Source organism: Mycobacterium sp. UM_Kg27, assembly GCF_000972905.1.
In the GTDB taxonomy this organism is placed as follows: domain Bacteria; phylum Actinomycetota; class Actinomycetes; order Mycobacteriales; family Mycobacteriaceae; genus Mycobacterium.
The window spans coordinates 1-26,143 of the sequence record NZ_JRMM01000050.1 but is presented as its reverse complement, the minus strand read 5'-3'; the positions used below and the strand labels follow the sequence as shown (position 1 = coordinate 26,143).

General features: G+C 68.1%; 29 protein-coding genes, 1 tRNA gene and 1 pseudogene. 17 read left to right on the top strand and 14 right to left on the bottom strand.

Annotated features, from left to right (window positions below; translation table 11 throughout):
* A pseudogene (locus LI94_RS10270) lies at positions 1-397 on the bottom strand (oxidoreductase); the annotation flags it as partial.
* A 41-nt stretch (positions 398-438) separates the two neighbouring features.
* Here LI94_RS10270 and acs point away from each other — a divergent pair.
* A complete protein-coding gene (gene acs, locus LI94_RS10265) occupies positions 439-2,391 on the top strand; it encodes an acetate--CoA ligase (protein WP_046301115.1) in 1,953 nt (650 codons plus the stop codon).
* A gap of 23 nt (positions 2,392-2,414) precedes the next feature.
* On the opposite strand, the gene LI94_RS10260 is transcribed toward acs, so the two are convergent.
* The gene (locus LI94_RS10260; protein ID WP_036457589.1) at positions 2,415-3,089 is read right to left on the bottom strand and encodes a peptidase; all 675 of its coding nucleotides are present in this window, start codon (positions 3,087-3,089) and stop codon (positions 2,415-2,417) included.
* Positions 3,090-3,327: 238 nt separating this feature from the next.
* Here LI94_RS10260 and LI94_RS10255 point away from each other — a divergent pair, with 238 nt between their 5' ends.
* Together LI94_RS10255 and LI94_RS10250 are read left to right on the top strand one after the other, a co-directional pair.
* The gene (locus LI94_RS10255) at positions 3,328-3,882 is read left to right on the top strand and encodes a phage holin family protein (protein ID WP_046301111.1); all 555 of its coding nucleotides are present in this window, start codon (positions 3,328-3,330) and stop codon (positions 3,880-3,882) included.
* Positions 3,882-4,847, top strand: coding sequence for an alpha/beta hydrolase (locus LI94_RS10250; protein ID WP_046301110.1), 966 nt, complete (start codon positions 3,882-3,884; stop codon positions 4,845-4,847). Before LI94_RS10255 ends, LI94_RS10250 begins: the two co-directional genes overlap by 1 nt.
* Position 4,848: 1 nt before the next feature.
* On the opposite strand, the gene marP is transcribed toward LI94_RS10250, so the two are convergent.
* Genes marP through nth form a run of 4 tightly spaced genes read right to left on the bottom strand, consistent with a single transcriptional unit; the run spans position 4,849 to position 8,186 of the window.
* Positions 4,849-6,042: an acid resistance serine protease MarP gene (gene marP, locus LI94_RS10245; protein ID WP_046301109.1), complete on the bottom strand. Its 1,194-nt coding sequence runs from the start codon at positions 6,040-6,042 to the stop codon at positions 4,849-4,851.
* Positions 6,039-6,809 (bottom strand): CoA pyrophosphatase, encoded by a 771-nt coding sequence (locus tag LI94_RS10240; RefSeq protein WP_046301113.1) that lies wholly within the window; start codon positions 6,807-6,809, stop codon positions 6,039-6,041. The genes marP and LI94_RS10240 overlap by 4 nt, the downstream gene beginning before the upstream one ends.
* A gap of 38 nt (positions 6,810-6,847) precedes the next feature.
* Positions 6,848-7,480, bottom strand: a complete 633-nt coding sequence (locus LI94_RS10235) for a TlpA disulfide reductase family protein (RefSeq protein WP_024441748.1) — start codon at positions 7,478-7,480, stop codon at positions 6,848-6,850.
* 25 nt (positions 7,481-7,505) lie between these two features.
* A complete protein-coding gene (gene nth, locus LI94_RS10230) occupies positions 7,506-8,186 on the bottom strand; it encodes an endonuclease III (RefSeq protein WP_125078767.1) in 681 nt (226 codons plus the stop codon).
* Between the two features lie 132 nt (positions 8,187-8,318).
* On the opposite strand from nth, the gene LI94_RS23760 reads away from it, so the two are divergent.
* Together LI94_RS23760 and crp are read left to right on the top strand one after the other, a co-directional pair.
* A complete protein-coding gene (locus tag LI94_RS23760) occupies positions 8,319-8,459 on the top strand; it encodes a hypothetical protein (RefSeq protein WP_164517919.1) in 141 nt (46 codons plus the stop codon).
* 105 nt (positions 8,460-8,564) lie between these two features.
* A complete protein-coding gene (gene crp / locus LI94_RS10225) occupies positions 8,565-9,239 on the top strand; it encodes a cAMP-activated global transcriptional regulator CRP (protein ID WP_013830875.1) in 675 nt (224 codons plus the stop codon).
* 128 nt (positions 9,240-9,367) lie between these two features.
* On the opposite strand, the gene LI94_RS10220 is transcribed toward crp, so the two are convergent.
* From LI94_RS10220 to LI94_RS23110, 3 genes are read right to left on the bottom strand one after another with little or no spacing between them, the layout of a single operon-like run.
* The gene (locus LI94_RS10220; RefSeq protein ID WP_024441750.1) at positions 9,368-10,144 is read right to left on the bottom strand and encodes an MBL fold metallo-hydrolase; all 777 of its coding nucleotides are present in this window, start codon (positions 10,142-10,144) and stop codon (positions 9,368-9,370) included.
* Between the two features lie 7 nt (positions 10,145-10,151).
* The gene (locus tag LI94_RS10215) at positions 10,152-10,619 is read right to left on the bottom strand and encodes a RidA family protein (protein ID WP_046301108.1); all 468 of its coding nucleotides are present in this window, start codon (positions 10,617-10,619) and stop codon (positions 10,152-10,154) included.
* Positions 10,616-10,777: a DUF4177 domain-containing protein gene (locus LI94_RS23110; protein WP_105295166.1), complete on the bottom strand. Its 162-nt coding sequence runs from the start codon at positions 10,775-10,777 to the stop codon at positions 10,616-10,618. The genes LI94_RS10215 and LI94_RS23110 overlap by 4 nt, the downstream gene beginning before the upstream one ends.
* A 50-nt stretch (positions 10,778-10,827) precedes the next feature.
* Here LI94_RS23110 and LI94_RS10210 point away from each other — a divergent pair, with 50 nt between their 5' ends.
* Together LI94_RS10210 and LI94_RS10205 are read left to right on the top strand one after the other, a co-directional pair.
* On the top strand, positions 10,828-11,847 hold the full coding sequence (locus tag LI94_RS10210) for an ArsA-related P-loop ATPase (protein ID WP_036457575.1): 1,020 nt from the start codon (positions 10,828-10,830) through the stop codon (positions 11,845-11,847).
* Positions 11,844-13,001 (top strand): ArsA family ATPase, encoded by a 1,158-nt coding sequence (locus LI94_RS10205; protein ID WP_024441753.1) that lies wholly within the window; start codon positions 11,844-11,846, stop codon positions 12,999-13,001. The genes LI94_RS10210 and LI94_RS10205 overlap by 4 nt, the downstream gene beginning before the upstream one ends.
* Positions 13,002-13,031: 30 nt before the next feature.
* On the opposite strand, the gene LI94_RS10200 is transcribed toward LI94_RS10205, so the two are convergent.
* Positions 13,032-13,367, bottom strand: a complete 336-nt coding sequence (locus tag LI94_RS10200; protein ID WP_046301107.1) for a WhiB family transcriptional regulator — start codon at positions 13,365-13,367, stop codon at positions 13,032-13,034.
* 393 nt (positions 13,368-13,760) lie between these two features.
* Here LI94_RS10200 and ponA2 point away from each other — a divergent pair, with 393 nt between their 5' ends.
* Together ponA2 and LI94_RS10190 are read left to right on the top strand one after the other, a co-directional pair.
* On the top strand, positions 13,761-16,181 hold the full coding sequence (gene ponA2, locus LI94_RS10195; protein WP_046301106.1) for a transglycosylase/D,D-transpeptidase PonA2: 2,421 nt from the start codon (positions 13,761-13,763) through the stop codon (positions 16,179-16,181).
* A gap of 38 nt (positions 16,182-16,219) precedes the next feature.
* The gene (locus LI94_RS10190; RefSeq protein ID WP_024441756.1) at positions 16,220-17,185 is read left to right on the top strand and encodes a metallophosphoesterase; all 966 of its coding nucleotides are present in this window, start codon (positions 16,220-16,222) and stop codon (positions 17,183-17,185) included.
* A 45-nt stretch (positions 17,186-17,230) separates the two neighbouring features.
* Here the strand turns inward: LI94_RS10190 and LI94_RS23755 are convergent, their stop codons facing one another.
* On the bottom strand, positions 17,231-17,425 hold the full coding sequence (locus LI94_RS23755; RefSeq protein ID WP_024441757.1) for a hypothetical protein: 195 nt from the start codon (positions 17,423-17,425) through the stop codon (positions 17,231-17,233).
* A 244-nt stretch (positions 17,426-17,669) separates the two neighbouring features.
* On the opposite strand from LI94_RS23755, the gene LI94_RS10180 reads away from it, so the two are divergent.
* A tRNA-Pro gene (locus LI94_RS10180) sits at positions 17,670-17,743 on the top strand.
* Positions 17,744-17,866: 123 nt separating this feature from the next.
* Here LI94_RS10180 and LI94_RS10175 read toward each other — a convergent pair.
* Positions 17,867-18,676 carry an SDR family NAD(P)-dependent oxidoreductase gene (locus tag LI94_RS10175; protein ID WP_024441758.1) on the bottom strand — a complete coding sequence of 270 codons (810 nt, stop codon included), beginning with the start codon at positions 18,674-18,676 and terminating at the stop codon, positions 17,867-17,869.
* On the bottom strand, positions 18,673-19,353 hold the full coding sequence (locus LI94_RS10170; protein ID WP_024441759.1) for a hypothetical protein: 681 nt from the start codon (positions 19,351-19,353) through the stop codon (positions 18,673-18,675). The genes LI94_RS10175 and LI94_RS10170 overlap by 4 nt, the downstream gene beginning before the upstream one ends.
* Before the next feature lie 215 nt (positions 19,354-19,568).
* Between LI94_RS10170 and LI94_RS10165 the strand changes: the two genes are divergently transcribed.
* Complete coding sequence (locus LI94_RS10165) at positions 19,569-20,135, top strand: TetR/AcrR family transcriptional regulator (RefSeq protein ID WP_231384063.1); 567 nt, start codon at positions 19,569-19,571, stop codon at positions 20,133-20,135.
* Positions 20,136-20,240: 105 nt separating this feature from the next.
* Positions 20,241-20,642, top strand: a complete 402-nt coding sequence (locus tag LI94_RS10160; RefSeq protein ID WP_024441761.1) for a hypothetical protein — start codon at positions 20,241-20,243, stop codon at positions 20,640-20,642.
* On the opposite strand, the gene LI94_RS10155 is transcribed toward LI94_RS10160, so the two are convergent.
* A complete protein-coding gene (locus LI94_RS10155; RefSeq protein WP_024441762.1) occupies positions 20,639-21,103 on the bottom strand; it encodes a GatB/YqeY domain-containing protein in 465 nt (154 codons plus the stop codon). The genes LI94_RS10160 and LI94_RS10155 overlap by 4 nt on opposite strands.
* Before the next feature lie 307 nt (positions 21,104-21,410).
* On the opposite strand from LI94_RS10155, the gene LI94_RS10150 reads away from it, so the two are divergent.
* The 5 genes from LI94_RS10150 to LI94_RS10130 form a co-directional block, all read left to right on the top strand.
* The gene (locus LI94_RS10150; RefSeq protein ID WP_231384080.1) at positions 21,411-22,403 is read left to right on the top strand and encodes a hypothetical protein; all 993 of its coding nucleotides are present in this window, start codon (positions 21,411-21,413) and stop codon (positions 22,401-22,403) included.
* A 10-nt stretch (positions 22,404-22,413) separates the two neighbouring features.
* Positions 22,414-23,022, top strand: coding sequence for a DUF4129 domain-containing protein (locus LI94_RS10145; RefSeq protein ID WP_046301104.1), 609 nt, complete (start codon positions 22,414-22,416; stop codon positions 23,020-23,022).
* Positions 23,019-24,128 carry a DUF4350 domain-containing protein gene (locus LI94_RS10140; RefSeq protein ID WP_046301103.1) on the top strand — a complete coding sequence of 370 codons (1,110 nt, stop codon included), beginning with the start codon at positions 23,019-23,021 and terminating at the stop codon, positions 24,126-24,128. The genes LI94_RS10145 and LI94_RS10140 overlap by 4 nt, the downstream gene beginning before the upstream one ends.
* A complete protein-coding gene (locus LI94_RS10135) occupies positions 24,125-25,102 on the top strand; it encodes a MoxR family ATPase (RefSeq protein ID WP_024441766.1) in 978 nt (325 codons plus the stop codon). The genes LI94_RS10140 and LI94_RS10135 overlap by 4 nt, the downstream gene beginning before the upstream one ends.
* Positions 25,099-26,143: DUF58 domain-containing protein (locus tag LI94_RS10130; protein WP_046301102.1), on the top strand; the 1,045-nt coding region annotated here is incomplete at its 3' end. The genes LI94_RS10135 and LI94_RS10130, both read left to right, overlap by 4 nt.

The following is a 26,143-nucleotide window of genomic DNA, read 5'->3' as shown; positions in this document are numbered from 1 at the left end:
TGTGTATAAGAGACAGGCCTTCGGGCCGGCCGAGGCGCTCCTCGTCGACGAGGTCCGCGGCAGCCAACACGTGCAGCCGGGCCAAGGCCTGCAGTGGCGCACGACGCCACACCTCGACCAGAGAGGTCTCCCCGCCTTCCAGAGCCTGGGCCACCCTCAGAGCGCCGGCGAACACCGGGTCAGCGGTCGAGGCGGCGTCCACGGCCGCGGGACCTCCGTCGAGCACCGACGACGCCCGCGCCGCCCGCAGCGAGGCCTCCGCGGCGCTGACCGGCCAGCCCCGCATGTTGGTCTTGTGGCGATGCACCCGAGCCAGCTCGTCGCGTACCTGTTCACTGGCCTCAGAGACACCGGGCAGCTCAACTAGTGGGGCCAGCGGATCCTGCGCAGTGGTCACGGGCTGTGACACTACCGCCGCGGTGATTAGGCTCGGTGACCGTGACCGCAACCCCTGCCGCTTCGGCGCCGTCGTACCCACCCTCCGCTGCGTTCGCCGCCCAAGCCAACGCAGGTCCCGACCTGTACCGCGCAGCCGAAGCGGATCGACTCGCGTTCTGGGCCGAGCAGGCAAACCGGCTCAGTTGGGCGACGCCCTTCACCGAGGTGCTCGACTACGCGGACGCTCCGTTCGCGCGCTGGTTTGCCGACGGCACGCTCAACGTCGCCTACAACTGCGTGGATCGCCACGTCGAAGCCGGCCACGGCGACCGGGTGGCGATCCACTGGGAGGGCGAGCCCGACGGCGACACCCGCACCATCACCTACGCCGACCTGCTCGCCGAGGTCTCCCGGGCCGCGAACGCGCTGACCGGGCTCGGCCTGGTCGCCGGTGACCGGGTGGCGATCTATCTGCCGATGATCCCGGAGGCGGTCATCGCGATGTTGGCGTGCGCGCGGTTGGGCGTTCTGCACACCGTGGTGTTCGCCGGTTTCTCCGCGCACGCGCTGCGTTCCCGGATCGACGATGCCGAGGCGAAGGTGGTCATCACCTCCGACGGGCAGTTCCGCCGCGGCCAGCCCGCACCGCTCAAGCCCGCGGTCGACGAAGCGGTAGCCGAGGCCGCGAGTGTCGAGCACGTGCTGGTGGTGCGCCGCACCGGTGGCGAGGTGTCGTGGAACCCCGACCGCGACCTGTGGTGGCACGACGTGGTGGATCCTGCCGCACCGCAGCACACCCCGGAGGCGTTCGAGGCCGAGCAGCCGCTGTTTCTGCTGTACACGTCGGGTACCACGGGCAAGCCGAAGGGCATCGTGCACACCAGTGGCGGTTATCTGACCCAGGCGGCCTACACCCACTACTACGTCTTCGACCTCAAGGCCGCCTCCGACGTCTTCTGGTGCACTGCCGACATCGGGTGGGTCACCGGCCACACCTACGCGGTGTATGGGCCGCTGGCCAACGGCGCCACCGAGGTGATCTACGAGGGCACCCCGGATTTCCCGGACCAGCACCGGCATTTCCAGATCATCGAAAAATACGGTGTCACCATCTATTACACGGCACCCACCTTGATCCGCACGTTCATGAAGTGGGGCCGCGAGATCCCCGACGCTCACGACCTGTCCAGTCTGCGACTGTTGGGTTCGGTCGGCGAACCGATCAACCCGGAGGCCTGGCGCTGGTATCGGCGGGTGATCGGCGCGGACGCGCTCCCGGTGGTGGACACCTGGTGGCAGACCGAGACCGGCGCGGCCATGATCACCCCGCTGCCCGGTGTGGCCGCGGCCAAGCCGGGTGCCGCGATGACTCCACTGCCCGGGATCTCCGCTCGTATCGTCGACGATCACGGCGATCTGTTGTCTCCGGATAATGCTGCCGGGGAACCGGTGTCGGGCTACCTGGTCATCGACCAGCCATGGCCGTCGATGACCCGCGGAATCTGGGGCGACTCGGAGCGTTTCATCGAGACCTACTGGTCGCGCTTTGCCGAGCAGGGCTGGTACTTCGCCGGTGACGGCGCCCGCTACGACGCCGACGGCGACATCTGGGTGCTGGGCCGGATAGACGACGTGATGAACGTGTCGGGGCACCGCATCTCCACCGCCGAGGTGGAGTCCGCTCTGGTCGGCCACGAGGCGGTGGCCGAGGCCGCCGTCGTCGGCGCCATCGATGAGCAGACCGGCCAACGGATCTGCGCGTTCGTGGTGCTGGCGGCATCGCACAGCCACAGCGGCGGCACGATCGTCGACGAACTGCGCGAGCGCGTCACGGTGGAGATTTCGCCGATCGCCAAGCCCCGCAACGTCCATATCGTGCCGGAGCTGCCCAAGACCCGCAGCGGCAAGATCATGCGGCGGCTGCTGCGCGATATCGCCGACGGGCGCGAACTCGGCGACACCTCAACCCTGGTGGACCCCAGCGTGTTCGACGCGATCCGGGCAGCCGACTAGGGCTTGACAGCCACAGTCCAGGCCTAGCCGATCGGGACGAAGCCCGCGCCCGGCCGGTCGTTGGCGTTGATGTCGCCCAGCACCGCGTTGATCGAGACCACGACGGCGGGCGTGTGCAACGGGATGTACTTGATCACGCAGGTCGGCAGCGCGTCGCTGAACGCCCCGTGGATCATGCCTACCAGCATGTTGTTCACCACCACCGGACCGCCGGAATCGCCGGGCCGTCCGCAGACCTGCATCACGATGGTGCCCGGGTCCTGGCCCGGTCCCCAGGTCATGCCGCAGGAGTTGCCGGTGGTGCGGCCCTGCTTGCAGGCGATCTGACCGACGCTGGGGTCCGGCCCGATCCCGCTGATCACGAAGCCGCCGAAGTTGGACACCGGCGTCACCTTGTTCGGGTCGAACTCGATCACCGCGTAGTCCAGGCCGTCGTTGCCGGCCACCATCTGGCCGATCGTGCCGTTGCCTTCTGAGCCCTCCGCGGCCACCAGGGCGCCCGGGCCACCGCAGTGTGCGGAGGTGAAACCGATCAGCGCACCGGTCTTGTCGTGGCCGATCGAGGTCAGCGTGCACAGGGTGTCCTCGTCGACCACGATCCCGGCGCCACCGCCCATCACCACCTTGTCGTCGGCGGCCACCGGGCCGGCCGGCGCGACCACCGTGGCCAGGGCGGCAAGGGTCACCCACGCCAACAACGCCGGCGCGGCGCGCAGCAACCAGCGGTGTGCGATCTGCACTGCGGTTCTCCCGTCGATCAACTCCACCCCCGGTGGTAGAGAACAGCCTAATGGGAATCGCAAGAACGACGGAGCCGGACGCGCGGGCCGCCGCCATGGGCCCCGGGATCTGCTGCAGCTTTTCCGGGGTCACTCGTCGGGTCAGCTACCGCATGGCAACATTAAGCCGCGACGACGGCGAACGGGAGGACAGCCAGTGAGCAAGGGCGATCGCAGGAATGCATCACGCGCCGCAGCCAGGGCGGACCGCAACGGCGTGCCCAACACCTTGGCGACCATCCCATTGGCCGACCCGCATGCGCTGCCCGCCGACCCGTCCCTGGGCGACCTCGTCAAGGATGCCACGGCGCAGATGTCGACACTGGTACGTGCGGAGGTCGAACTGGCCCGCGCCGAGATCACTCGGGACGTCAAGAAGGGCCTGACCGGCAGCGTGTTCTTCATCGCGGCCCTGGTGGTGTTGTTCTACTCCACCTTCTTTTTCTTCTTCTTCGTCGCCGAGCTACTCAACATGTGGCTACAGGACTGGGCCGCCTACCTGATCGTGTTCGGGATCATGCTGGTGGTGACCGTGGCCCTGGCGCTGCTCGGCTTCCTGCGGGTGCGCCGGATCCGCGGGCCGCGCCAAACGATCGAATCGGTGCGTGAGACCGCGGAGGCGCTGCGCCCCGATCCGGACCGCCTGCACGGCTCGTCGGCGTCACCGGCGGGCTCGCCCGGCAGGCCGACCACCGATCCCTCGGGCTGGTAGTGCCGCCACCGGATCCGTCGATCACCCGCATCGACGGGCCGTGGCGACACTGGGACATCCACGCCAACGGCATTCGGTTCCATGTCGTCGAGGCGACAACGGTCGGCAAAGACGCGGCCAGCGCCGCTGACGCCCCGCCGACGTCGCGGCCGCTGGTGATGCTGCTGCACGGTTTCGGCTCGTTCTGGTGGACCTGGCGTCATCAGCTGCGCGGGCTGAGCGATGCGCGGGTCGTCGCCGTCGATCTGCGTGGCTACGGTGGCAGCGACAAGCCTCCCCGCGGCTACGACGGCTGGACGCTTGCCGGCGACACCGCCGGGCTGATCCGGGCCCTGGGACACTCCTCGGCCACCCTGGTCGGCCACGCCGACGGAGGCCTGGTGTGCTGGGCGACCGCGCTGCTGCACCCCCGCTTGGTGCGCGACATCGCCGTCATCAGCTCGCCGCATCCGGCGGCGCTGCGCAACTCGGCGCTGACCCACGCCGATCAGGGCCGGGCGCTGTTGCCGTGGTTGCTGCGGTACCAGGTGCCGTTCTGGCCGGAACGCTCCTTGACCCGCCGCGAGGGAGCCGGGCTAGAGCGCTTGGTGCGCAGTAGAGCCGGGGCGAACTGGCAGGCGAGTGCGGATTTCGCCGAGACCATCAGTCACCTGCGCACCGCGGTACAGATTCCGTCGGCGGCCCATTGCGCGCTGGAGTACCAGCGCTGGGCGGTGCGCAGTCAGCTCCGCGCTGAAGGCCGGCGGTTCATGAAGGCGTTGGACCTGCGCACGCTGAACATTCCGCTGCTGCACCTACGCGGCGAGGACGACCCCTACGTGCTGGCCGACCCGGTCGACAAGACCCGGCGGTACGCGCCGCACGGGAAGTATGTGTCGGTGCCCGGCGCAGGGCATTTCGCTCACGAAGAGTCACCCGAGGTGGTCAACGACCACCTGAGGCAATTCTTGAGCGGCAGAGACTAACTCACTCTCCCCCGACGCAGGTCTGCGTCGAGACCGGCTGGGTGTCGCCGATGCGGGCGAGCTGACCCGCCACCTCTTCAGCGGTCATCACGAAACCGGTGTCAGCGTCGTCGACCGCCGCACCGAACACCACGCCGATCACCCGCCCGTCCATGTCGATCATGGGGCCACCGGAATTACCTTGCTGCACAGTGCCTCTGATGGTGTAAACCCGGCGGGTGACGGTGGTGTTGCGATAGATGTCGGGGCCCTCAAGGTTGATGACGTCGCGGATACGGGCCGGGGTGGCCTCGAAGACCCCGCCGCCGGGGTAGCCCAGGACCAGTGCATCGGTGTCGGCCTGCGCTGGCGACGGGGCGAACGGCAACGGCGGCAACGGCAGATCGGGCACCGCCAGGATGGAGATGTCTTCCTTGGGGTCGAAGGAGATCACCGTGGCGTCATACGATTTGGTGCCGCTCTCCACGGTGACGCTGTCCGAGCCGGCCACCACGTGCGCGTTCGTCATCACCCGATTGGGCGAGATGACGAATCCGGTGCCTTCCAAGACTTTCTGGCAGTTGGGCGCCACACCGCGGATCCGCAGCACGCTCGGCGCAGTGGCTTCCACCACCGGACTGGCGGCCAGTTCCGGGTCGGGGGCATCCACCGCGGCGATCGGGGCGTGATTGAAGGGCTCCAGCACGGCCGGCAGCCCGGAATCGTCGAGCACCGCCGAGAGCCGGCGAGGCACGTTCTTAAGCCACTGCGGCGCGACGTCGTCGACCTGACGCAACACTCGCGAATCATTGACGGCGGCGGCCAGGCTCGGCTGATCGGATGCGGTCAGTGGGGTGGCCAGCAGCCAGGCCGCGATCAGCACCACCCCGAGCTGCAGCACCACCCCGACGATGGAGTCGACGCCGCGGACACCGGGGTTGCGGATCGCTCCGCGCACCGCCCGGCCCAGCACGACTCCGGCGACCTCGCCGATGACCACCATGGCCAAGATCAGAAACAGCGCGGCGAACAGTTTCAGCCGCGCACCGGAGACGCTCTCGATCAGGTGCGGGGCCAGCAGCACCCCGGCCATCGCCCCCAACGCAACACCGACGAAGGACAGCAGGGAGCCCAGCGCGCCGGAACGCCAGCCAGACACTGCGGCAACGAAGGCGATCGCCAGCACGGCGATGTCCAGCCACTGCGACGACGTCATATCCCTGTCATCCCCGTTCCACCAGGTTCTTCTCCAACCAAAGCCATGGCCTCGTTCAACCCGAGTACCTCGCTGGTGTCCCAGGGCTGTGCCCAACCGGCCACATCCAGCATCGCCGAGATCACCTGGGCGGTGAATCCCCAGACCAGCATCTGGTTGAGCCGGAAAGCCGGCATAGCCCAACGCCGACTGCGCGCATCACGGTAAACCATCAACCGGTTCTCGGGGTTGATGAATGCCCGGACTGGAACGCGGGCCACGATCGCGGTCTCGCCCGGGTCCACCGCAGTCACCGGTCCGGGATCCTCGGAGTAGGCCAAAACCGGCACCACGTGGAACCCCGAGGGGGCGATGAAGACCTTGTCCAGCGTGACCAACGGGTGCACCCGGACCGGGTCGATCCCGGTCTCCTCGTTGGCCTCCCGCAACGCGGTGGCAATCGGCCCGTCGTCGTCGGGATCGACCGCTCCGCCCGGAAATGCGGCCTGGCCGGCGTGATGACGCAGCGTCGAGGCGCGCACCGTGACCAGCAGGTCAGCGGCTTCCGATATCGCTTCCGGCGGGCCGCCAGGCGGGCCGGAGAACAGCACCAGTACGGCCGCCTCGCGCCGGCGTCCGGTGACGCTGGCCTTGGCGTTGGCCGCCATGATCGTCGCGCGGACATCGGCGGGCAGCCGGTGCAGGTATGCCGTCGGCAACTTCTCGACGTTGTCGACGAGCGGGCGCAACCACGACGGGGCACAGGCCTGGGACTCGCCAGCGCTCACCGCGCCTCCCTTGCGTGCCGGATCCTGATAACCCCACATCAGCGGCCGCTGTTCTCGACGGCGGCGGCGATCTCTTCGGCATTGGCGAAGGGCTGCGGCAGGATGCGGGCAACGCTACCGTCCGCGGCCAGCACCACCGTCGCGGGCATCACATTGGGCACCCGTAACGCCGCCGCCAGCTGCCGTCGGCCGTCTTGCAGGGTGGGCAGCCGCACGCCCAGCTCGGCCAGCAGGGCCAATCCGGCGGCTTGGTTGTCGTCTTGATGCACCGTCACCACTGTCACGGTCGGCCCGGCCCGGCGCTGGTATTCGGCGAACGCCCGCAGCTCATCTCGGCACGGCCCACACCAGTACGCCCACAGATTGAGCACCACCTTCCGGCCGGCGAACATCGCCGCCACGTCGACGGGCGAACCGTCAGCTGCGCACTCGACGGTGACCCCGCGCAGGGCGCTCGGCCCGCTGTCGCCCGGGCCCGCCTGGCAGGGCGGCAGGTCGGCGCGCTGGCGCAGCGCGGCCAGGTCCGCTGCAGCGCCGGCCGCGGACCCGCTGCGGCCCGGTTCCGTGGCGGCCGGTTCGCGGCGCAGTTCGGTCACCAGCCCGGCGAGCAGTGCGGCCACCACCACCAATACGGCTAGGCCGGTCAACGTCCATCCGCTCGGTCGGCTCATCGTCGCAATCTGATCCAGGGATCCGCTACAACCCGGCCAGGGCCAGCAGATGCTCGGTCTCGGGGCCCTTGACCAGCGCAGCAGCCTCCATCGGGGAGGTAGGCCCGATGCCGAATGACGGGCAGTCCTTGGCCAGCACGCACACCCCGCAGGCCGGCTTGCGGGAGTGACAGACCCGCCGGCCGTGGAAGATCACCCGGTGGCTGAGCAAGGTCCATTCCTTGCGTTCGATGAGCTCCCCGACCGCGTGCTCGACTTTGACCGGGTCTTCCTCGCTGGTCCAGGCCCAGCGTCGCACCAGGCGGCCGAAGTGGGTGTCGACCGTGATGCCCGGCACCCCGAACGCGTTGCCGAGGATCACGTTGGCGGTCTTGCGGCCCACCCCGGGCAGGCGCACCAGCTCGTCCATGGTGTCGGGCAGTTCGCCGTCGAAGCGTTCCACCAGGGCCTGGCCAAGGTTGATCAGCGAAGCCGCCTTGTTGCGGTAGAAGCCGGTGGGCCGAATCAGCTCCTCCAGCTCCGCGCGATCGGCCTGGGCGTAGGCCAGCGCGGTGGGATAGCGGGCGAACAACACCGGCGTCGTCAGGTTCACCCGCACGTCGGTGCATTGCGCCGACAGCACGGTGGCGACGGCCAACTCCAGGGGCGTGGTGAAGTCCAACTCGCAGTGGGCGTCGGGAAAGGCCTGGGCCAGAGTCCGATTCATCCGACGTGCCCGCCGGACCAGTCCGGTCCGGGTTTCGGTCCGCGCCGGGCGCGAGGCTTTGTCCACTGTCACCTCCGACAGGGTACTAATCTGTGACCCCAACGAGACCTTGCCCATGTTTACTGACGACTTGTGTCCTGGTTGCTGATCACCGCGATCCCGACGCTGCTGATGCTGTCGGCGGTCGGGCTGGAACGCATCGAAACCGGGCTGAGCCGGGAACAGAAGGCGAATCCCCGGTTTCCTCCGAATCGGCATGCCAATCGTGCGTAGCGTTGTAACCTCGCTTGACGCCTGGCTCTAGACTCAGGTGGCTGGCCGGGTAGCGGCCCGCGCTTACCGCTTTAAAACCTTCATCAAAAACATCTAAGGGGCATCGTGGACGAGATCCTGGCGAGGGCCGGAATCTTCCAAGGAGTTGAGCCCAGCGCCGTAGCCGCGCTGACCAAGCAGCTTCAGCCCGTGGATTTTCCGCGTGGACACACCGTGTTCGCCGAGGGAGAGCCCGGCGACAGGCTGTACATCATCGTCTCCGGGAAAGTGAAGATCGGCCGACGGTCGCCCGACGGCCGGGAGAACCTCCTGACCATCATGGGCCCCTCGGACATGTTCGGTGAGTTGTCGATCTTCGACCCGGGTCCCCGGACCTCGAGCGCGACCACCATCACCGAAGTGCGCGCGGTCTCGATGGACCGTGACGCCCTGCGGTCGTGGATCTCTGATCGGCCCGAGATCGCCGAGCAGCTGCTGCGGGTGTTGGCCCGCCGGCTGCGCCGCACCAACAACAACCTGGCCGACCTGATCTTCACCGACGTGCCCGGTCGGGTCGCCAAGCAGCTGCTGCAACTGGCGCAACGGTTCGGCACCCAGGAAGGTGGGGCCCTGCGGGTCACCCACGACCTGACGCAGGAAGAGATCGCCCAGCTGGTCGGGGCCTCGCGCGAGACGGTGAACAAGGCGCTGGCCGACTTCGCCCACCGCGGCTGGATCCGGCTCGAGGGCAAAAGCGTGCTGATCTCCGACTCCGAGCGGCTGGCCCGCCGAGCGCGGTAGTCACTCGGCCAAAGCCCCTCGCTAGACCAAAGCCCCTCGCCGAGCCTGTAGTTAGCGCGGAAAAGTACGAGTAGCCGCCGCGCTAACTACAGGCTCGCGAGCGGGAGGCAGCCCCAGGCTCGCGAGAGTCAGCCCCGCAGGTAGTTCAGCTGGGCCTGCACCGACCATTCGGCGGCGCCCCACAGCTCTTCGTCGACGTCGGTGTAGACGTATTCGACGACTTGGCGGGCCGTGGCGTCCTCACCCAACGCGGCCAGCGCGGAGCGCACCTGGTCGAGCCGTTGTTCGCGGTGAGCCAGATAGCCGTCGGCCACCGCTTCGATGTTCGGCAGCTCCGGTCCGTGCCCGGGCAGCACCATGCGTCCGCCCAGCCCGCGCAGGCGCCGCAGCGAATCCAGGTAGCGCGTCAGGTCGCCGTCCTCGGAGTCGATGACGGTGGTGCCGCGACCCAGCACGGTGTCGGCGGTCAAGACGGCGTCGTCGAGCACGAACGACAGCGAGTCAGCGGTGTGGCCCGGAGTGGCGAACACGGTGATACGCAGGCCTGCGGCGTCGATCACCTGACCGTCGATCAGCCCGCCGCCGAGCCGCCGCTGGAATCCGCTACCCGCGGAGTACACCGGTGCCCCGACGGCGTCCACCAGCTTGTCGATGCCGTCGGTGTGATCGAAGTGCCGGTGGCTGATCAGCACCAGGGCGATCCGGCCGACCTCGGCCAGCCGGCCGAGGTGCTCGTCGTCGTCGGGCCCCGGGTCGACGATCACCACCTCGTCGCTGCCGCGGCCACGCAGCACCCAGGTGTTGGTGCCGTCCAGGGTCATCAGCCCGGGGTTGTCGGCCAGCAGCACCGACGCGGTCTCGGTGACCGGCCGCAGCCGACCGTACGCGGGATGACTGGCCGACACCGCCTGGCTACTCCGCCGCGGCCTTCAGTTCGACGATCAGTTCGACCTCCACCGGCGCATCCAGCGGCAACTCGGCCACCCCGACCGCGGAGCGGGCGTGCTGGCCGCAATCGCCGAACACCTCACCCAACAGTTCGGAGGCCCCGTTGACCACGCCGGGCTGCCCGTTGAAGTTCGGCGCCGACGCGACGAACCCGACCACCTTGACCACCCGGGCCACGGCATCGAGGCCAACCAGGGCATCCACCGCGGCCAGCGCGTTGAGCGCGCAGATCCGGGCCAGCGCGTGGCCCTGCTCCGGGCTGACCTGCGCGCCCACCTTGCCGGTGCGCGGCAATTCGCCGGCCTGCATCGGCAACTGACCCGAGGTGTAGACGACGTTGCCGGTGCGCACCGCTGGCACGTAGGCCGCCAGCGGCGCCACCACGTCGGGCAGCTCGATCCCGAGTTCGGTCAGCCGTGCCCGCCAGCTCATCGCGGGCGTTTCAGGAAGGCGATGAGCTGCTCACCGGAGGGCCCGGGCAGCACCGAGACCAGCTCCCAGCCGTCTTCTCCCCATTGGTCGAGGATCTGCTTGGTGGCGTGCGTGATCAAGGGGACGGTGGCGTACTCCCAGACCGTGCGTTGACTCATGGCAGCGAGCTTATCGCTAGGACGCTCAAGCACTTGGTTAGCATGCAGTAGTGACAGCCACATCCAGCAGCGAGCCGCTTCTCGGCTGGCCTTCGCGATTGACGAAGGCCCGGCTGCATTTCGTGACCGGCAAGGGCGGTACCGGCAAGACGACGGTGGCGGCCGCGCTCGCGCTATCGCTCGCGGCCGGCGGACGCCGAGTCCTTCTAGTGGAAGTCGAAGAACGCCAAGGCATTGCGCAAATCTTCGATGTGCCTCCGCTGCCCATCGCCCCGCTCAAGGTCGCGACCGCCGAGGGCGGCGGGCAGGTCGATGCGCTGGCGATGGACATCGAGGCCGCGTTCCTGGAATACCTCGACTTGTTCTACAACCTGGGGATCGCCGGGCGGGCGATGCGGCGCGTCGGGGCGGTCGAGTTCGCCACCACCATCGCGCCCGGTCTGCGAGACGTCATCCTCACCGGCAAGATCAAGTACCACGTGATCCAGACCGACAAGAACAACAAGCCGGTCTACGACGCGATTGTGGTGGATGCGCCGCCGACCGGGCGGATCGCGCGGTTCCTCGACGTCACCAAGGCGGTGTCGCAGCTGGCCAAGGGCGGCCCGGTGCACTCGCAGGCCGACGGCGTGGTGAAGCTGCTGCACTCCGACCAGACCGCGATCCATCTGGTGACGCTGCTGGAGGCCCTGCCGATGCAGGAGACCCTGGAGGCCATCGACGAGCTGCGCGAGCTGGACCTGCCGATCGGCAGCGTGATCGTCAACCGCGACATCGCCGTTCATCTGGATCCCGCCGACCTGGCGAAGGCGGCCGAAGGTGTCGTCGACGCGGACGCGGTCCGAAGCGGGCTGGCCGCGGCGGGGATCACGCTGTCCGACGAGAACTTCGCCGGTCTGCTGACCGAAACCATCCAGCACGCCACTCGCATCAGTGCCCGGACGGAAACGGCCGATCAGCTGCAGCAGTTGGATGTGCCGCGGCTGCACCTGCCGACGATCGCCGACGGGGTCGACCTCGGCAGCCTCTATGAACTTTCCGAAATTCTCGGCCAACAGGGGGTTCGATGACACCCGATACGACCGGCAAACCGCTGGCACTGGACTTGGCGGCGATCCTGGCCGATACCGCCAATCGGGTGGTGGTGTGCTGCGGCGCCGGCGGTGTGGGCAAGACCACCACCGCGGCGTCGATGGCGCTGCGGGCCGCCGAATACGGCCGCACCGTGGTGGTGCTGACCATCGACCCCGCCCGTCGGCTGGCACAGGCGCTGGGCATCGACGACTTGGGCAACCACCCACAGCGGGTGCCACTGCCCGCGGAGGTGCCAGGTGAGCTGCACGCGATGATGCTCGACATGCGCCGCACCTTCGACGAGATGGTGACGCAGTACTCCGGCCCGGAGCGGGCCGAGGCGATCCTGGGCAACCAGTTCTACCAAACGGTAGCGACCTCGCTCTCCGGCACGCAGGAGTACATGGCGATGGAGAAGCTCGGCCAGCTGCTCGCCGAGGACCGCTGGGATCTGGTGGTCGTGGACACCCCGCCGTCGCGCAACGCCTTGGACTTCCTGGACGCGCCGAAACGGCTGGGCAGCTTCATGGACAGCCGGCTGTGGAAGTTGCTGCTGGGCCCGGGGCGGGGCATCGGCAAGCTGGTCGCCGGCGCGCTCGGCCTGGCGATGAAGGCCCTTTCGACGGTGCTGGGTTCGCAAATGCTTTCCGATGCAGCGAATTTCGTGCAGTCCCTCGATGCCACTTTCGGCGGTTTCCGGGAGAAGGCCGACCGCACCTATGACCTGCTCAAACGCCGCGGCACCCAGTTCGTGGTGGTGTCGGCAGCCGAACCCGACGCGTTGCGCGAGGCGTCGTTCTTCGTCGACCGGCTCTCCCAAGAGCACATGCCGCTGGCGGGGCTGATTCTCAACCGCACCCATCCGATGTTGTGCGACCTGCCGATCGAGCGCGCCATCGACGCGATCGAGACGCTGCAGGAGCCCCAGATCGGTGCGTCGCTGCCCGACGGGGCGAAGGCACTCACCACCGCGGCGCTACAGATTCACGCCGAACGCGGTGCTACCGCAAAGCGTGAGATCCGGCTGCTCTCGCGTTTCACCCGGGCCAACCCGCGGGTTCCCATCGTGGGGGTGCCGTCATTGCCGTTCGACGTCTCCGATCTGGAGGCGCTCGGCGCGATCGCCGATCAGCTGACGGCGAAAAAGTAGAAGAAGACGCGAAGAAGGCTCAGCCGGGCATCAGCCGGCGTCACGCTGCTTACGCTGCGCGACGAAGTACTCGCGCCAGGAGGTCACTTCGGGGTGCTGCTTGAGCAGCGCCCGGCGTTGCCGCTCTGTCATGCCGCCCCAGACACCGAACTCGACCCGGTTGTCGAGGGCGTCGGCCAGACACTCGAGCACGACCGGGCAGTGCCGACAGATCACTGCGGCTTTGCGTTGCGCCGCACCGCGTACGAAGAGTTCATCGGGGTCCGCACCGCGGCAGACGGCCTTGGAAACCCAGGCGATTCGACTCTCGTCCTGCACGCCGCGCAAGACGGTTCGGGGGGGTTGGGATGCTGAAGCCATTGGCATGCTGGTGTTGTGAACCGCTGTCCCTGCAACAGACACTGACGATCCTCCGTCCCGGCCGCCGCCGGCAGCCACCTATTCAACATCGGCGTCGACCGACACACTGCGATCTGCGCCACATCGTGTCATCAGTGTTACCTGAATCGCACTTGATGTCCAAGTTAGGTGGTCAGGTGCTGTCTGCGCAACAGGTTGGTCGGCACATTTTTGGGACGACCGTGCCGTCCGATCATGATCTGAGCCGCGATCAGCGACGCGACCCGGCACGGACCGCCATTTTTTAACACGTGCGTCAATTGAAGCAGTGCGGGGTTCCCCGACGGCGGGGCGGGCCGATGGCGACGGCCCGCTTCGCCCGGCTCCGCCGCGCTTGCGACCACCGCTAGTGTGTTAGCCATGTCGGAGCGCCCCCCGACCGGCCCTACTGTGCTCAAACTGGCCGGGTGTTGTCTGCTCGCCGCCGTCTTGCTCGCGGCGCTGCTGTTTCCCGTCGCCGGCGGTGTCGGCCTGATGTCCAACCGCGCCTCCGACGTGGTGGCCAACGGATCGGCCCAGCTGGTCAGCGGTGATGTGCCCGCGGTGTCGACGATGGTCGACGCCAAGGGCAACACGATCGCGTGGTTGTACTCGCAGCGCCGGTTCGAGGTGCCCAGCGACAAGATCGCCGACACGATGAAGCTGGCGATCGTCTCCATCGAAGACAAGCGGTTCGCCGAACACAGTGGGGTGGACTGGAAGGGCACGCTGACCGGTCTGGCCGGCTACGCCTCCGGGGACGTCGACACCCGCGGCGGTTCGACGCTGGAGCAGCAGTACATCAAGAACTACCAGCTGCTGGTGCTGGCCCAGACCGATGCCGAGAAGCGCGCTGCGATCGAGACCACCCCGGCGCGCAAGCTCCGGGAAATCCGGATGGCGCTCACCCTGGACCGGACCTTCACCAAGCCGCAGCTGCTGACCCGCTACCTCAACCTGGTGTCGTTCGGGAACAACTCGTTCGGCGTCCAAGACGCGGCCCAGACCTACTTCGGCGTGGATGCGGTGGACCTGAACTGGCAGCAGTCGGCCCTGTTGGCCGGCATGGTGCAGTCGACCAGCACGCTGAACCCCTACACCAATCCCGAGGGCGCACTGGCACGACGGAACCTGGTGCTGGACACCATGATCGAAAACATCCCCGGCGAGGCCGACGCGCTGCGCGCGGCCAAGCAGGAGCCGCTGGGCATCCTGCCGCAGCCCAATGAGCTGCCCCGGGGCTGCATCGCGGCGGGCGACCGGGCCTTCTTCTGCGACTACGTGCAGGAGTACCTGACGCGGGCGGGGATCAGCAAGGAGCAAGTGGCCCGCGGCGGCTACGTCATCCACACCACGCTGGACCCAGACGTGCAGGCCCCGATCAAGCAGGCGATCGACAACTTCGCCAACCCCAACGTGCAGGGCATCGCCAGCGTGATGAGCGTGATCAAGCCCGGCAGTGACGCACACCCGGTGCTGGCCATGGCCAGCAACCGCACCTACGGGCTCAACGCCGACCTCGGCGAGACCATGCGGCCGCAACCGTTCTCACTGGTCGGCGACGGCGCCGGGTCGATCTTCAAGACATTCACCGTGGCCGCGGCTCTCGAGATGGGCATGGGCATCAGCGCCGATCTCGAAGTGCCCGGCCGGTTCCAGACCAAGGGCATGGGCAGCGGCGGCGCCAAGGGCTGCCCCAAAGAGACCTGGTGCGTGGTCAACGTCGCGCCTTACCGGTCGCCGATGAACGTCTCCACCGCGCTGGCCACCTCGCCCAACACCGCGTTCGCGAAGCTGATCTCCCAGGTCGGCGTCGGCCGCACGGTGGACATGGCGATCAAGCTGGGCCTGCGTTCCTACGCCGACCCGGGCACGGCCCGCGACTACGACCCGGACAGCAACGAGAGCCTGGCCGACTTCGTCAAACGCCAGAACCTGGGCTCATTCACCCTGGGCCCGATCGAGGTCAACGCGCTGGAGTTGTCCAACGTTGCCGCCACCTTGGCCTCCGGTGGGGTCTGGTGCCCGCCGAACCCGATCGACAAGGTCTTCGACCGCAACGGCAACGAGGTGGCTGTGACCACCGAGACCTGTGAGCGAGTGGTTCCCGAAGGGCTCGCGAACACGCTGGCCAACGCCTTGAGCAAGGATATCCAGGGCGGCGGGACCGCGGCACCGGCCGCCGGTTCGGTGGGCTGGGATCTGCCGATGGCGGGCAAGACCGGCACCACCGAGGCCCACCGCTCGTCGGGCTTTCTGGGCTTCACCAACCGCTACGCTGCGGCCAACTACATCTTCGACGATTCCAGCTCGCCGTCGGATCTGTGTTCCTTCCCGCTGCGGCACTGCGGGGACGGGGACCTCTACGGCGGCAACGAGCCGGCCCGCACCTGGTTCGCGGCGATGAAGCCGATCGCCACCGACTTCGGCGATGTCATCATGCCGCCGACCGAGCCGCGGTACGTCGACGGCGGCCCCAATTCCCGGGTGCCCAGCGTTGTGGGCCTGGAAGTGGATGCCGCGCGCCTGCGCCTCAAGGAATCCGGATTCCAGGTCGCCGACCAGCCGAACTGGGTCAACAGCAGCGCCCGTTCCGGGGCGGTCGTCGGCACCTCACCGAACGGTCAGACCATTCCCGGCTCGATCGTCACCATCGAGGTCAGCAACGGCATCCCGCCGCCACCGCCACCGCCGCCGGACGGTCTGCCGCCGATCGGGCCGGTGGGTTCGACGGTGGTGGAGATTCCCGGGTTGCCGCCGATCACCATTCCGCTGCTGCCGCCCCCCGCGCCGCCGCCTTAACCGCGGTAGCGCGCGCTGGGCGCAGTAGTCTGAACGCCATGGCCCCTTCACCTGCCCTGACCCGGTCCGTGGTCGCCGCTTCGGCGGCGCTCGGGCCGGCGGCTCTCGCTATCGGCTACGGCGCGCTCATCGAACGCAATGCGTTCGTGGTGCGAGAGGCGACGATGCCGGTGCTGGCTCCCGGATCTTCACCGCTGCGGGTGCTGCATATCAGCGACATCCACATGCGCCCCGGGCAGCGCCGCAAGCAGGCCTGGTTGCGGGAGCTGGTGCGCCTGGAGCCCGACCTGGTGGTCAACACCGGCGACAATCTCGCCCACCCGAAGGCGGTCCCGGCGGTGGTGCAGGCCCTCGGTGACCTGCTGTCGGTGCCGGGCGTGTTCGTGTTCGGCAGCAACGACTACTTCGGTCCGCGGCTGAAGAACCCGGCGAAGTACCTGACCAAGCCGACACATCGCATCCACGGCGTCCCGTTGCCCTGGCAGGACCTGCGGGCGGCCTTCACCGAGCGGGGTTGGCTGGATCTGACCCACAACCGTCGTGAATTCGACGTGGCCGGCCATCGGATTGCCGCAGCCGGCGTCGACGACCCGCACATCGAGCGGGACCGCTATGACACCATCTCCGGTCCGGCCGACCTGACCGCCGATCTGCGCCTGGGGCTGACCCATTCGCCGGAGCCACGCGTGCTGGACCGGTTCGCCGCCGACGGCTATCAGCTGGTGATGGCCGGCCACACCCACGGCGGCCAGCTGTGCGTGCCGTTCTACGGCGCACTGGTGACCAACTGCGGGCTGGATCGCTCCCGGGTCAAGGGGCCCTCGCAGTGGGGTGCGCACATGCGCCTGCACGTCTCAGCGGGGATCGGCACCTCACCGTTCGCGCCGGTGCGGTTCGCCTGCCGCCCCGAAGCCAGCCTGCTGACCCTGGTGGCGGCGCCCACCGGCGGTGACGACTCGCAGCTCACCCGCGGCTCGACCGAGCCCTCCGTGTCGGCCCGTTGACTGGGCGGATCGTCGAAGCCGAGCGGATCGCCGCCGGCACCTGAATTACGACGAAGACTGGCCGGCGCAGCAAGGGCTGGACCCGACAGGTCCGGCCGCAGTCTTGGCCGCGTTCGAGAGGTCCTGCCGGTTCGCGTTCGCCTGAGCCCGCTCTTCGGCTGCGTCGGGGTTGGTGGCGGCAAGCCACACCGCAGCCAGAGCGAAGAAACCGGCGTACACCGCTCCGCCTAACAGCGTCATGATCTGACTCCCTTTGCACTAAACCTTGTTAGTCAGTCTGCCTAAGCCCGCCTATGTTTGCGAGCTCCACACGCCGCAATGTGGGGCGTTTCATGCTCCGGGAGGCTAGTGAGCTGGACCTCGATATCGGTTTCGCGGAGACTGGCACGCGCGGCGAAGCCGGACGTAGCCGGTCCCTGCCGGGCCTGCAACCAGGCGTTTGGGTGACCGGCGGCGCGGTGCGATACGCTGTCGTGGCTTCACACGGGGTGTGGCGCAGCTTGGTAGCGTGCTTCGTTCGGGACGAAGAGGTCGTGGGTTCGAATCCCGCCACCCCGACAGTGTGATGTCGCAAGACATCGGAATAGCTCTGAACCTGCATTAGGTTCGGGGCTTTTTCCGTTTTGGCCCGGGTGGGACTCCGCGGTTCCCGAACGAGGGTCGGGGACCGCGGAGCCGCCGTCATCCGTCAATCCGGTCCAGATAGCTTCGGCGTTTGCCTTCGTCGAAGTGCCCGGGGGGCTCGTTGCGCGTGGCGAGCCGCTTCATTTTCTGCATGAGCGGTTCGGGCGTGATGTCTTCGATAAGGCCGAACGGCGACAACCACCGGGGCACCGTCACCTCTCGCCCGGGCCGGCGGGCGCTGTCGACGATTGCCGCCGCGATCTGCTCCGGCTGCCGAGTGGGCAACAGGCTCAGGTTCACTCCCGCTGTCAGCTCGGTATGGACCGCGGTGGGCATGATCGTGGTGATCGTCACTCGGGTGTCCGCGATCTCGGCACGGACGGCTCGCGACAGCGCTGCCACCGCATACTTCGTCGCACAGTAGACCGACATGCCCGGAGTCGTCACCTTGGCCGCCATGGACGACACGTTCACGATGTGGCCGTGGTTGCGGGCCACCATGTCGGGCAGAAATTCGTGCATGCCATTGATGACCCCGCCCAGATTCACGGCCATTTCCCGGTGATAGGCGGAGAGTTTCTGATCGACAAACCGGCCCATGTGTTGGATTCCCGCGTTGTTGACCAGCATGTCCACCGGGCCGTCCGCGGCAGCCGAACGGTGGAATGCCGCGACACTGGCCTCGTCGGTCACGTCCAAGTGGGTCGATTTGGCACCGAGCTCGTGAGCCGTGCGGGCGGCTTCGTCGGCGTCCAGGTCGCCGATCCACACCGTGGCGCCCCGCCGCCGCAGAGCCGCCGCGGTGGCTCGCCCGATGCCGCGGGCACCCCCGGTCACACAGACCACGGCACCGTCGAGTTCGATCATCGATTCGGCCCTTCCTCGGTGAACTGCCGCAATCCGAAGTAGGCGATAAGACGAATCTCTCCGCTGTGCATCGTCAGCAGCGCGCGTCCGAGATACAGGCCCGGGACGAGCTCAACCACTTCGTCGCGGGTCCGTTTGATGGGGAAGGTGCGCACGCTGGGATTGCGGTATTCGGCGGGACTGTAGTCCAAAGCACGAACCTTGATGGAAGGCGCGATCGCGGCGGTGTCGATCCGATGATTGAATTCGAAACCCACCATCTCGGATCCGGCTCGACGAAGCCCTCCGTAGAGCGGCGCGATGACGCGCATCGCGTACTTGGCCAGTGGCGCAAGCCTGTTGAAACCGGTCTCGGCGTCGAAAGTCTTACCGCGCCACGTCGGGTTGATCTTCAACAAGGGGTTGGCCAGGTACGCCTCGGGAATCCCGAACAGGTTCCCGACGATCAGGCCTTCCAGCGCGCCCCGAATCTCCTCGGGAGCGTGTCCGCGCTCAAACAGGGCCGCAAGTTGGTCACGCCGACCGACCTTCCCGAGTTCCTGCAGGTAGCTCCAGCCCTGTTGCCGCGCCAGAACCGGCGCGCTGAGCGATAGAGCCCGAAGGTCGTTGAGCACAGATGCGCTGGCCCGCTCCTGAGCTTGGTTATCGGCGCGGGAATTAGGGGCCGAAGTTGTCATGAGTCCTCCCGATCGGTTTATCTGGTACGAAATCGTGCCTATTAACTGGTACGAGACCGTGCCAGACTTCTCGGGTGGTGTCAACGGGCAATCAACTGGGTTCGGTCAGCGGGTGCGACGATCTAGTGGTGCCCGAGACACCACAGCGCGCCTATGGGGGGCAGTCCGCTGAGACGCGTCGACAACTTCGGCGAACACGGCTCTTGGAAGCCGCTATGGACGCCATGGCGCGCAATGAATGGCGTAGCGCAACAGTCGATAAGCTTTGTGCCGCAGCGAATCTGAACAAAAGATACTTTTATGAGAGCTTTAGGGACCTGGACGGTCTGTCCGCTGCGGTGGTGGACGATATCGCCGAGGACGTCCGCGCTGCGACCGTCGCCGCTGCGGAAGCCGTCGGACCGGAGTCGCTGGAAACCCAAGCTCTTGCCGGGGTCGCCGCTGCCGTGCGCTCCCTTGTCGATGATCCTCGCCGTGCGCGAGTCCTTCTGGGCGGCGTCGCGGCCTCGCCGGAATTAGACGCCCACCGCACGCTGGTGATGCACCGCCTCACCGAAGTTCTGATCGACCACGGACGCAAGGTGCACGGCGTCGAACTCGAAGTCGATCCGCTGGCCAAGGTCGCGCCTGCGTTCATCGTCGGTGGCACGGCCGACGCGATCCTGGACTTCGTCAACGGGGAGGTCGACTTGTCTCTCGACGATTTCATCGCACAACTAGCCACCCTCTGGCTCATCACCGGCAGCGGCGCAGCCCAGTTCGCGCGGGCACGAGTGCCCTAGCATTCAGCACCCGCCGACCGCAGTCCTGTCGCCGGTTGGACCGGCCTTGCCCGTCGTTTCCTCAATCGGGTCCACCGGCCGCCTCGGCCGTAGACAATGGCTCCCGTGGACTTCCCGATGCGCTACGACCGGTGGTATCGACCGCTGGCCACCGTGTTGGGCCTGGGTCCCGGGCGGGCGAGCATCCGGGTTGCCGACGGGCTGCTGCAGATCCGCAGCGGATGGGCGTTCGCCATGGACATCGCGGTGAACAACATCGAATCCGCCTGTCCGGCCCCGGAACGCATGTGGGGCTGGGGCGTGCACCAGGCCTGTAATGGCTGGCTGGTCAACGGATCCCGGCACGGAATGGTCCAGATAAAGCTGGTCCACGGCGTCAAGCCCAGCAAAGCGCCGACGGCCGGACTGTTCAACAAACCCGTCCGCAGCCTCTATGTCAGCGTCACCGACCCCGACGGCTTCATCGCCGCGCTGACGGGCTGGCAGTTGCCGGCAACCGGTTCCTAGAGCCGTTCCCGGACCGCGGCCGACAACCGCGAACCATCGGCCTTACCCGCGGCGATCGCGGTGGCGGCCTTCATCACCTGGCCCATGTGCTTCATGTGCGGACGCTCCCCGATCGCCTCGGCGACCTGCGCCAGCGCGGTGTCGACGACGTCGGCCAGTTCGGCGTCGCTGAGCGGCGCGGGAAGGTACTCGGCGATGATCCGAGCCTCGGCGTGCTCTTCGGCGGCGAGGTCACCCCGGCCGTTCTGGGTGTAGATCGTCGCGGACTCCGCCCGCTTGCGGGCTTCGCGCGCCAGCACCTTCAGGACATCCTCGTCGGTCAGTTCCCGGGCCTGTTTGCCGGCGACCTCTTCGGCCTGGATCGCAGCCAACAACATTCGCAGGGTCGCCGTGCGCAGCTTGTCCTGCGCCTTCATCGCCGCCGTCAGATCGGTACGCAACTGGGATTTGAGTTCCGCCATGCCCCATAACGCTACGCTCAGCCACATGGTGAATCCGCCTCCGCCCGGCTACCCCGGACCTGGTTTTCCGCCTCCCGGCTACGGCCCGCCACCGGGCTATGGCCCGCCGCCTCCGGGCTACGGCCCCCCGCCCGGTTATGGACCCCCGCCGCCGGGCTACGGTGCCCCGCCTCCGGGTTACGGTCCCCCACCCGGCTACGGAGCACCGCCGCCGGGTTACGGTCCCCCGCCCTCGGGTTACGGTCCTCCGCCCTCGGGTTACGGTCCCCCGCCCGGCCATGGCCCGCCGCCGGGATACGGCGCCCCGGTGGGCTATCCGCAGCCTGAACTCAAGCCCGGCATCATTCCGCTGCGCCCACTGAGCCTCACCGACATCTACAACGGCGCCGTCGGCTACATCCGGGCCAACCCCAAGACCGTGCTCGGGCTGACCGCCGTGGTCGTGGTGGCCACCCAGATCATCAGCGGGATCGCCCTGTTCGGCCTGCTGTCGGCGCTCGGCCCGTCGGGTCCGGGGAGATCGCCGTCGGAGCTCTCCGGCGGTGACGTGGCGGCATGGCTGACCGGTTCTGTCGGCGCGGCCATCGTGACCGCCCTGGGCACCATCGTGTTGACCGGCCTGCTGACCGTGGTGGTCGGGCGCGCGGTGTTCGGATCCCCGATCAGCATCGCCGAAGCCTGGGCGATCGTGCGTGATCGCTTCGGTCCACTGATCGGCCTGACCGCCCTGATCGGCCTGGCCGCGGCGGTGCTGTGTGGCTTCGCGGCAGCCCTGATCGCCATTGCCGGCGGAGCGGGCGGCACCGGCGCCGCGGTGTTGATCGCCGTGCCGCTCGTACCGGCACTGATCGCAGCATTGGCCTACGGCTACACCGTGCTCGTCTTCGCGCCGACCGTGATCGTGCTGGAGCGCCAACCCGTGTTCGAGGCGATGCGTCGCTCGTTCTACTTGGTGCGCAACAGTTTCTGGCGAGTGCTGGGCATCATGGCACTGACCGCATTGATCGTCGCCCTGATCAGCAGCGCAGTGGCGTTTCCCTTCAATATCTTCGGGATGATCGTCACCCATGGCAGCGACGCCCTGACCGGCGGCGCGCAGTTGAGCCTGTTCTCCCGGATCGGCACCACGATCGGCGAGATCATCGTGCTGCCCTTCAGCGCCGGGGTGTCGGTACTGCTCTACACCGACCGCCGCATCCGGGGCGAGGCCTTCGACCTGGTGTTGCGAACCGGCGCCACCGGCGGACCGTACGTCGGCGGGTGGACCGACAACCTCTGGCTGACCCGGCCCCCGGGGTAAGGATCCTCGGGTGCCCACCGTCGACGTCGACCGCGAAGCCGCCCGCGAGGCGGCCGAACGCGAGCTGGCAAAACCGATGTACCCGCGGCCCTCGCCCAAGCAGCAGTTCCTGGACTTCATCGAGACGCTGGTACGCCGGTTGGTGCTCAAGGGTGCCGAGTTGCCCGGCGGCTGGTTCACCATCAGCGTGTTGCTGATCATCCTCGCGGCAGCCGTGGTGGCCGCCGTCCACGTCAGCCGCAGCATGTTGCACGACGGCCACCGCGGCGATCCGTTGTACGGCGCAACACAACTCAGCGCCGCCGGACACCGCGCGGCCGCGCAACAGCATGCCGCAGCGGGAGACTGGGTCGAAGCGATCCGGCACCGCCTGCGGGCCGTAGCTCGCGCACTCGAGGAGAACGGGGTCCTGCGTCCCGCCACGGGCCGTACCGCCACCGAACTTGCCCGCGATGCCGGTGCGGCGATGCCCGCCCTGACCGGTGAGCTGTTCCGGGCCGCCGAAACCTTCAACGACGTCAACTACGGCGAGCTGCCCGCCACCCCGGAGGGATATCGGATCGTCACAGACCTCGACGAGCGGGTGCAGGCCACAACACAGGCCCGGCAGCACCGATGACGACCAGGCGACGGACATGGCTGTGGGTCGCGACGGCCTTGGCCGTGATCGTGGCGGTTTCGGCGGTGGGCGCCTACCTGACCACACCGCGGCCGGGCGGCCGAATGGATCCCAATGCCACCGGGCCCGAGGGCGCGCACGCGCTGGTGACACTGCTGCGTCACCGCGGGGTCGAGGTCATTGCGGCCGCAACCGTCGAGGACGTCGCACGGCAAGCACGTCCCGACACGTTGGTTCTGGTGGCTCAGACCCCGCGCATCGCCGGCAGTGAGCTGATGAACCGGCTGGCCGATCTGCCCGGCGACCTGCTGCTGGTGGCACCGGATGCGCTGGCCCGCAAGGCGCTCGCGCCCGGCATCCGGTCCGGCCCCGCACGGGCGTACACCCACCAACCCGGTTGCAGCCTGCGTGAAACGCAACGGGCCGGAGCAGTCGACCTGCGCACAACTGCTACCTACGTTGCAAACAAAGGCTATTCGCTGGACAGCTGCTACGACGGCGCCCTGGTGCGCTATCGCGACGGCAAGCGGACCATCACCGTGATCGGCAGCGACACATTCATGACCAACGCCGACCTGGCCCGGGAAGGCAACGCCGCGCTGGCAATGAATCTTGCCGGCACCTCAGATCGCCTGATCTGGTATGCGCCCCAACACGTTCAAGGAGCAAAGTCGGGGAAAGCCGCGATCGCCGGCCTCATCCCGCAGAACCTGCGATGGCTGTTCTGGCAACTGTGTGTGGCACTGGCCCTGGCCGCCGTCTGGAAGGGCCGCCGGCTAGGCCCCCTGGTCGCCGAACAGTTGCCCGTCGTCGTCCGCGCATCGGAGACCGTGGAGGGACTCGGCCGGCTCTACCGCGCGCATCGGGCGCGTGATCGGGCAGCCACCGCCCTGCGCACCGCGACCCTGCGCCGACTGGCTCCACGGCTGGGATTGGGCCCGGAACCGGAGCCGCCCGCGGTGGTCGCGGCAGTGTCGACACGCATCGCGGCACACCCGGACGGGTTGTGGCACTTACTGTTCGGTCCGCTCCCGGATTCCGACGATGCCCTGGTCGCCCTGGCCCACGCACTCGACGACATCGAAAGGCAGGTCACCCTCTCGTGACGCACACTCCCGAAGAGAATCCGGCTGCTGCCGCAGCCCGCGACGCATTGCTGGCGTTGCGCAGCGAAGTCGCCAAGGTAGTGGTCGGCCAGGACGCTGTGGTCAGCGGCCTGGTGATCGCACTGTTGTGCCGCGGCCATGTGCTGCTCGAAGGTGTTCCGGGCGTGGCGAAAACACTGCTGGTCCGAACCCTGAGCGCCGCGTTGCGGTTGGACTTCAAACGGGTCCAGTTCACCCCCGACCTGATGCCCGGGGATATCACCGGCTCGCTGGTCTACGACAGCCACACCGCGGAGTTCGCGTTCCGGCCCGGACCGGTTTTCACCAACCTGCTGCTGGCCGACGAGATCAACCGGACGCCGCCCAAGACCCAGGCGGCGCTGCTGGAGGCGATGGAGGAAGGTCAGGTCAGCGTCGACGGCGTGGCCAAGCCGCTGCCCGACCCGTTTATCGTCGCCGCCACCGCCAACCCCATCGAGTACGAGGGCACCTACCGGCTGCCGGAGGCCCAGCTCGACCGATTCCTGCTCAAGTTGACGGTGCCGCTGCCGGTCCGCGAGGCCGAGATCGGCATCTTGGCTCGGCATGCGCAGGGCTTCGATCCGCACGACCTGTCCGCGGTGGCCCAGGTGGCCGGGGCGCAGGAACTGGCGGCCGGGCGCGCCGCGGTACGTCAGGTGCTGGTGGCCGACCAGGTGCTGGGTTACATCGTCGACGTGGTGGCGGCGACCCGGCACTCACCCGCCCTGCAATTGGGTGTCTCGCCCCGCGGCGCGACCGCCTTGCTGGCCACGTCGCGGTCGTGGGCCTGGCTGTCGGGGCGCAGTTACGTGACGCCCGACGACGTCAAGGCGATGGCCCGCTCCACGTTGCGGCACCGGGTGATGTTGCGCCCGGAGGCCGAACTCGAAGGCACCACCGCCGACGGCGTTCTCGATGCCATCCTGGCCTCGGTTCCGGTGCCGCGCTGGTGATTCTGACCGGTCGTGCCGCGCTGATCGCACTGCTTTGCGCCGTGCCGATCGCGTTGGCCCCTTGGCCGACGGCCGCTTTCGCGATGCTGCTGGCCGGTCTCACCACGGCAGTGCTGCTCGACGTCGCGTTGACGACAGATCCCGCCACGCTGCATATCGACCGGTCCATGGACAACGCGGTAAGGCTCGGCCAGACGATCCCGACCACGTTGTGGATAGTCAACGGCGATAGTCCATTCCGCGGTCAGCTACGTGACGCCTGGTCGCCCAGTGCCTGCGCCACACCGCGCTCGCATCCGCTGGAGCTGGCGGCCGGCCAGCTCTCCCGAGTGGTCACCGAGCTACGGCCGACCCGCCGCGGCGACCAGCAGGCCGCCCGGGTCACGGTGCGCTCGATCGGGCCGCTGGGGCTGGCCGGGCGGCAGCGGTCTCGGCAGGTGCCGGGGCAGGTGCGGGTGCTTCCGCCCTTCTTATCGCGCCGGCATCTGCCGGCCCGGCTGGCCCGGCTCCGCGAGATCGACGGGAATCTTCCGGTGCTGGTGCGCGGCCAGGGCAGCGAATTCGACTCGCTGCGCGAGTACGTTGCCGGCGACGACGTGCGCTCGATCGACTGGCGGGCCACCGCCCGGCGCTCGGAGGTGGTGGTGCGCACCTGGCGGCCCGAGCGTGACCGGCGGGTCGTCATCGTGCTCGACACCGGCCGGACCGCTGCCGGCCGGATCGGGGTGGACCCCACCGCCCGCGATCCCGCGGGCTGGCCGCGGCTGGACTGGTCGATGGATGCCGCACTGTTGCTGGCGGCGTTGGCATTACGCGCCGGCGATCACGTCGATCTGCTCGCCCACGATCAGGTGCCCCGGGCCGGGGTGTTCGGGGCGTCGAGGACCCGGCTGTTCGCTCAGTTGGTCGACGCGATGGCACCGCTGCAGCCGGCGCTGGTCGAATCCGATGCCGCGGCGATGCTGGCCACCTTGTCCCGACGTGCGCGCCGCGGCAACCTCGTTGTGCTGTTGACCGATCTCAACCCCTCTGCCCTGGAGG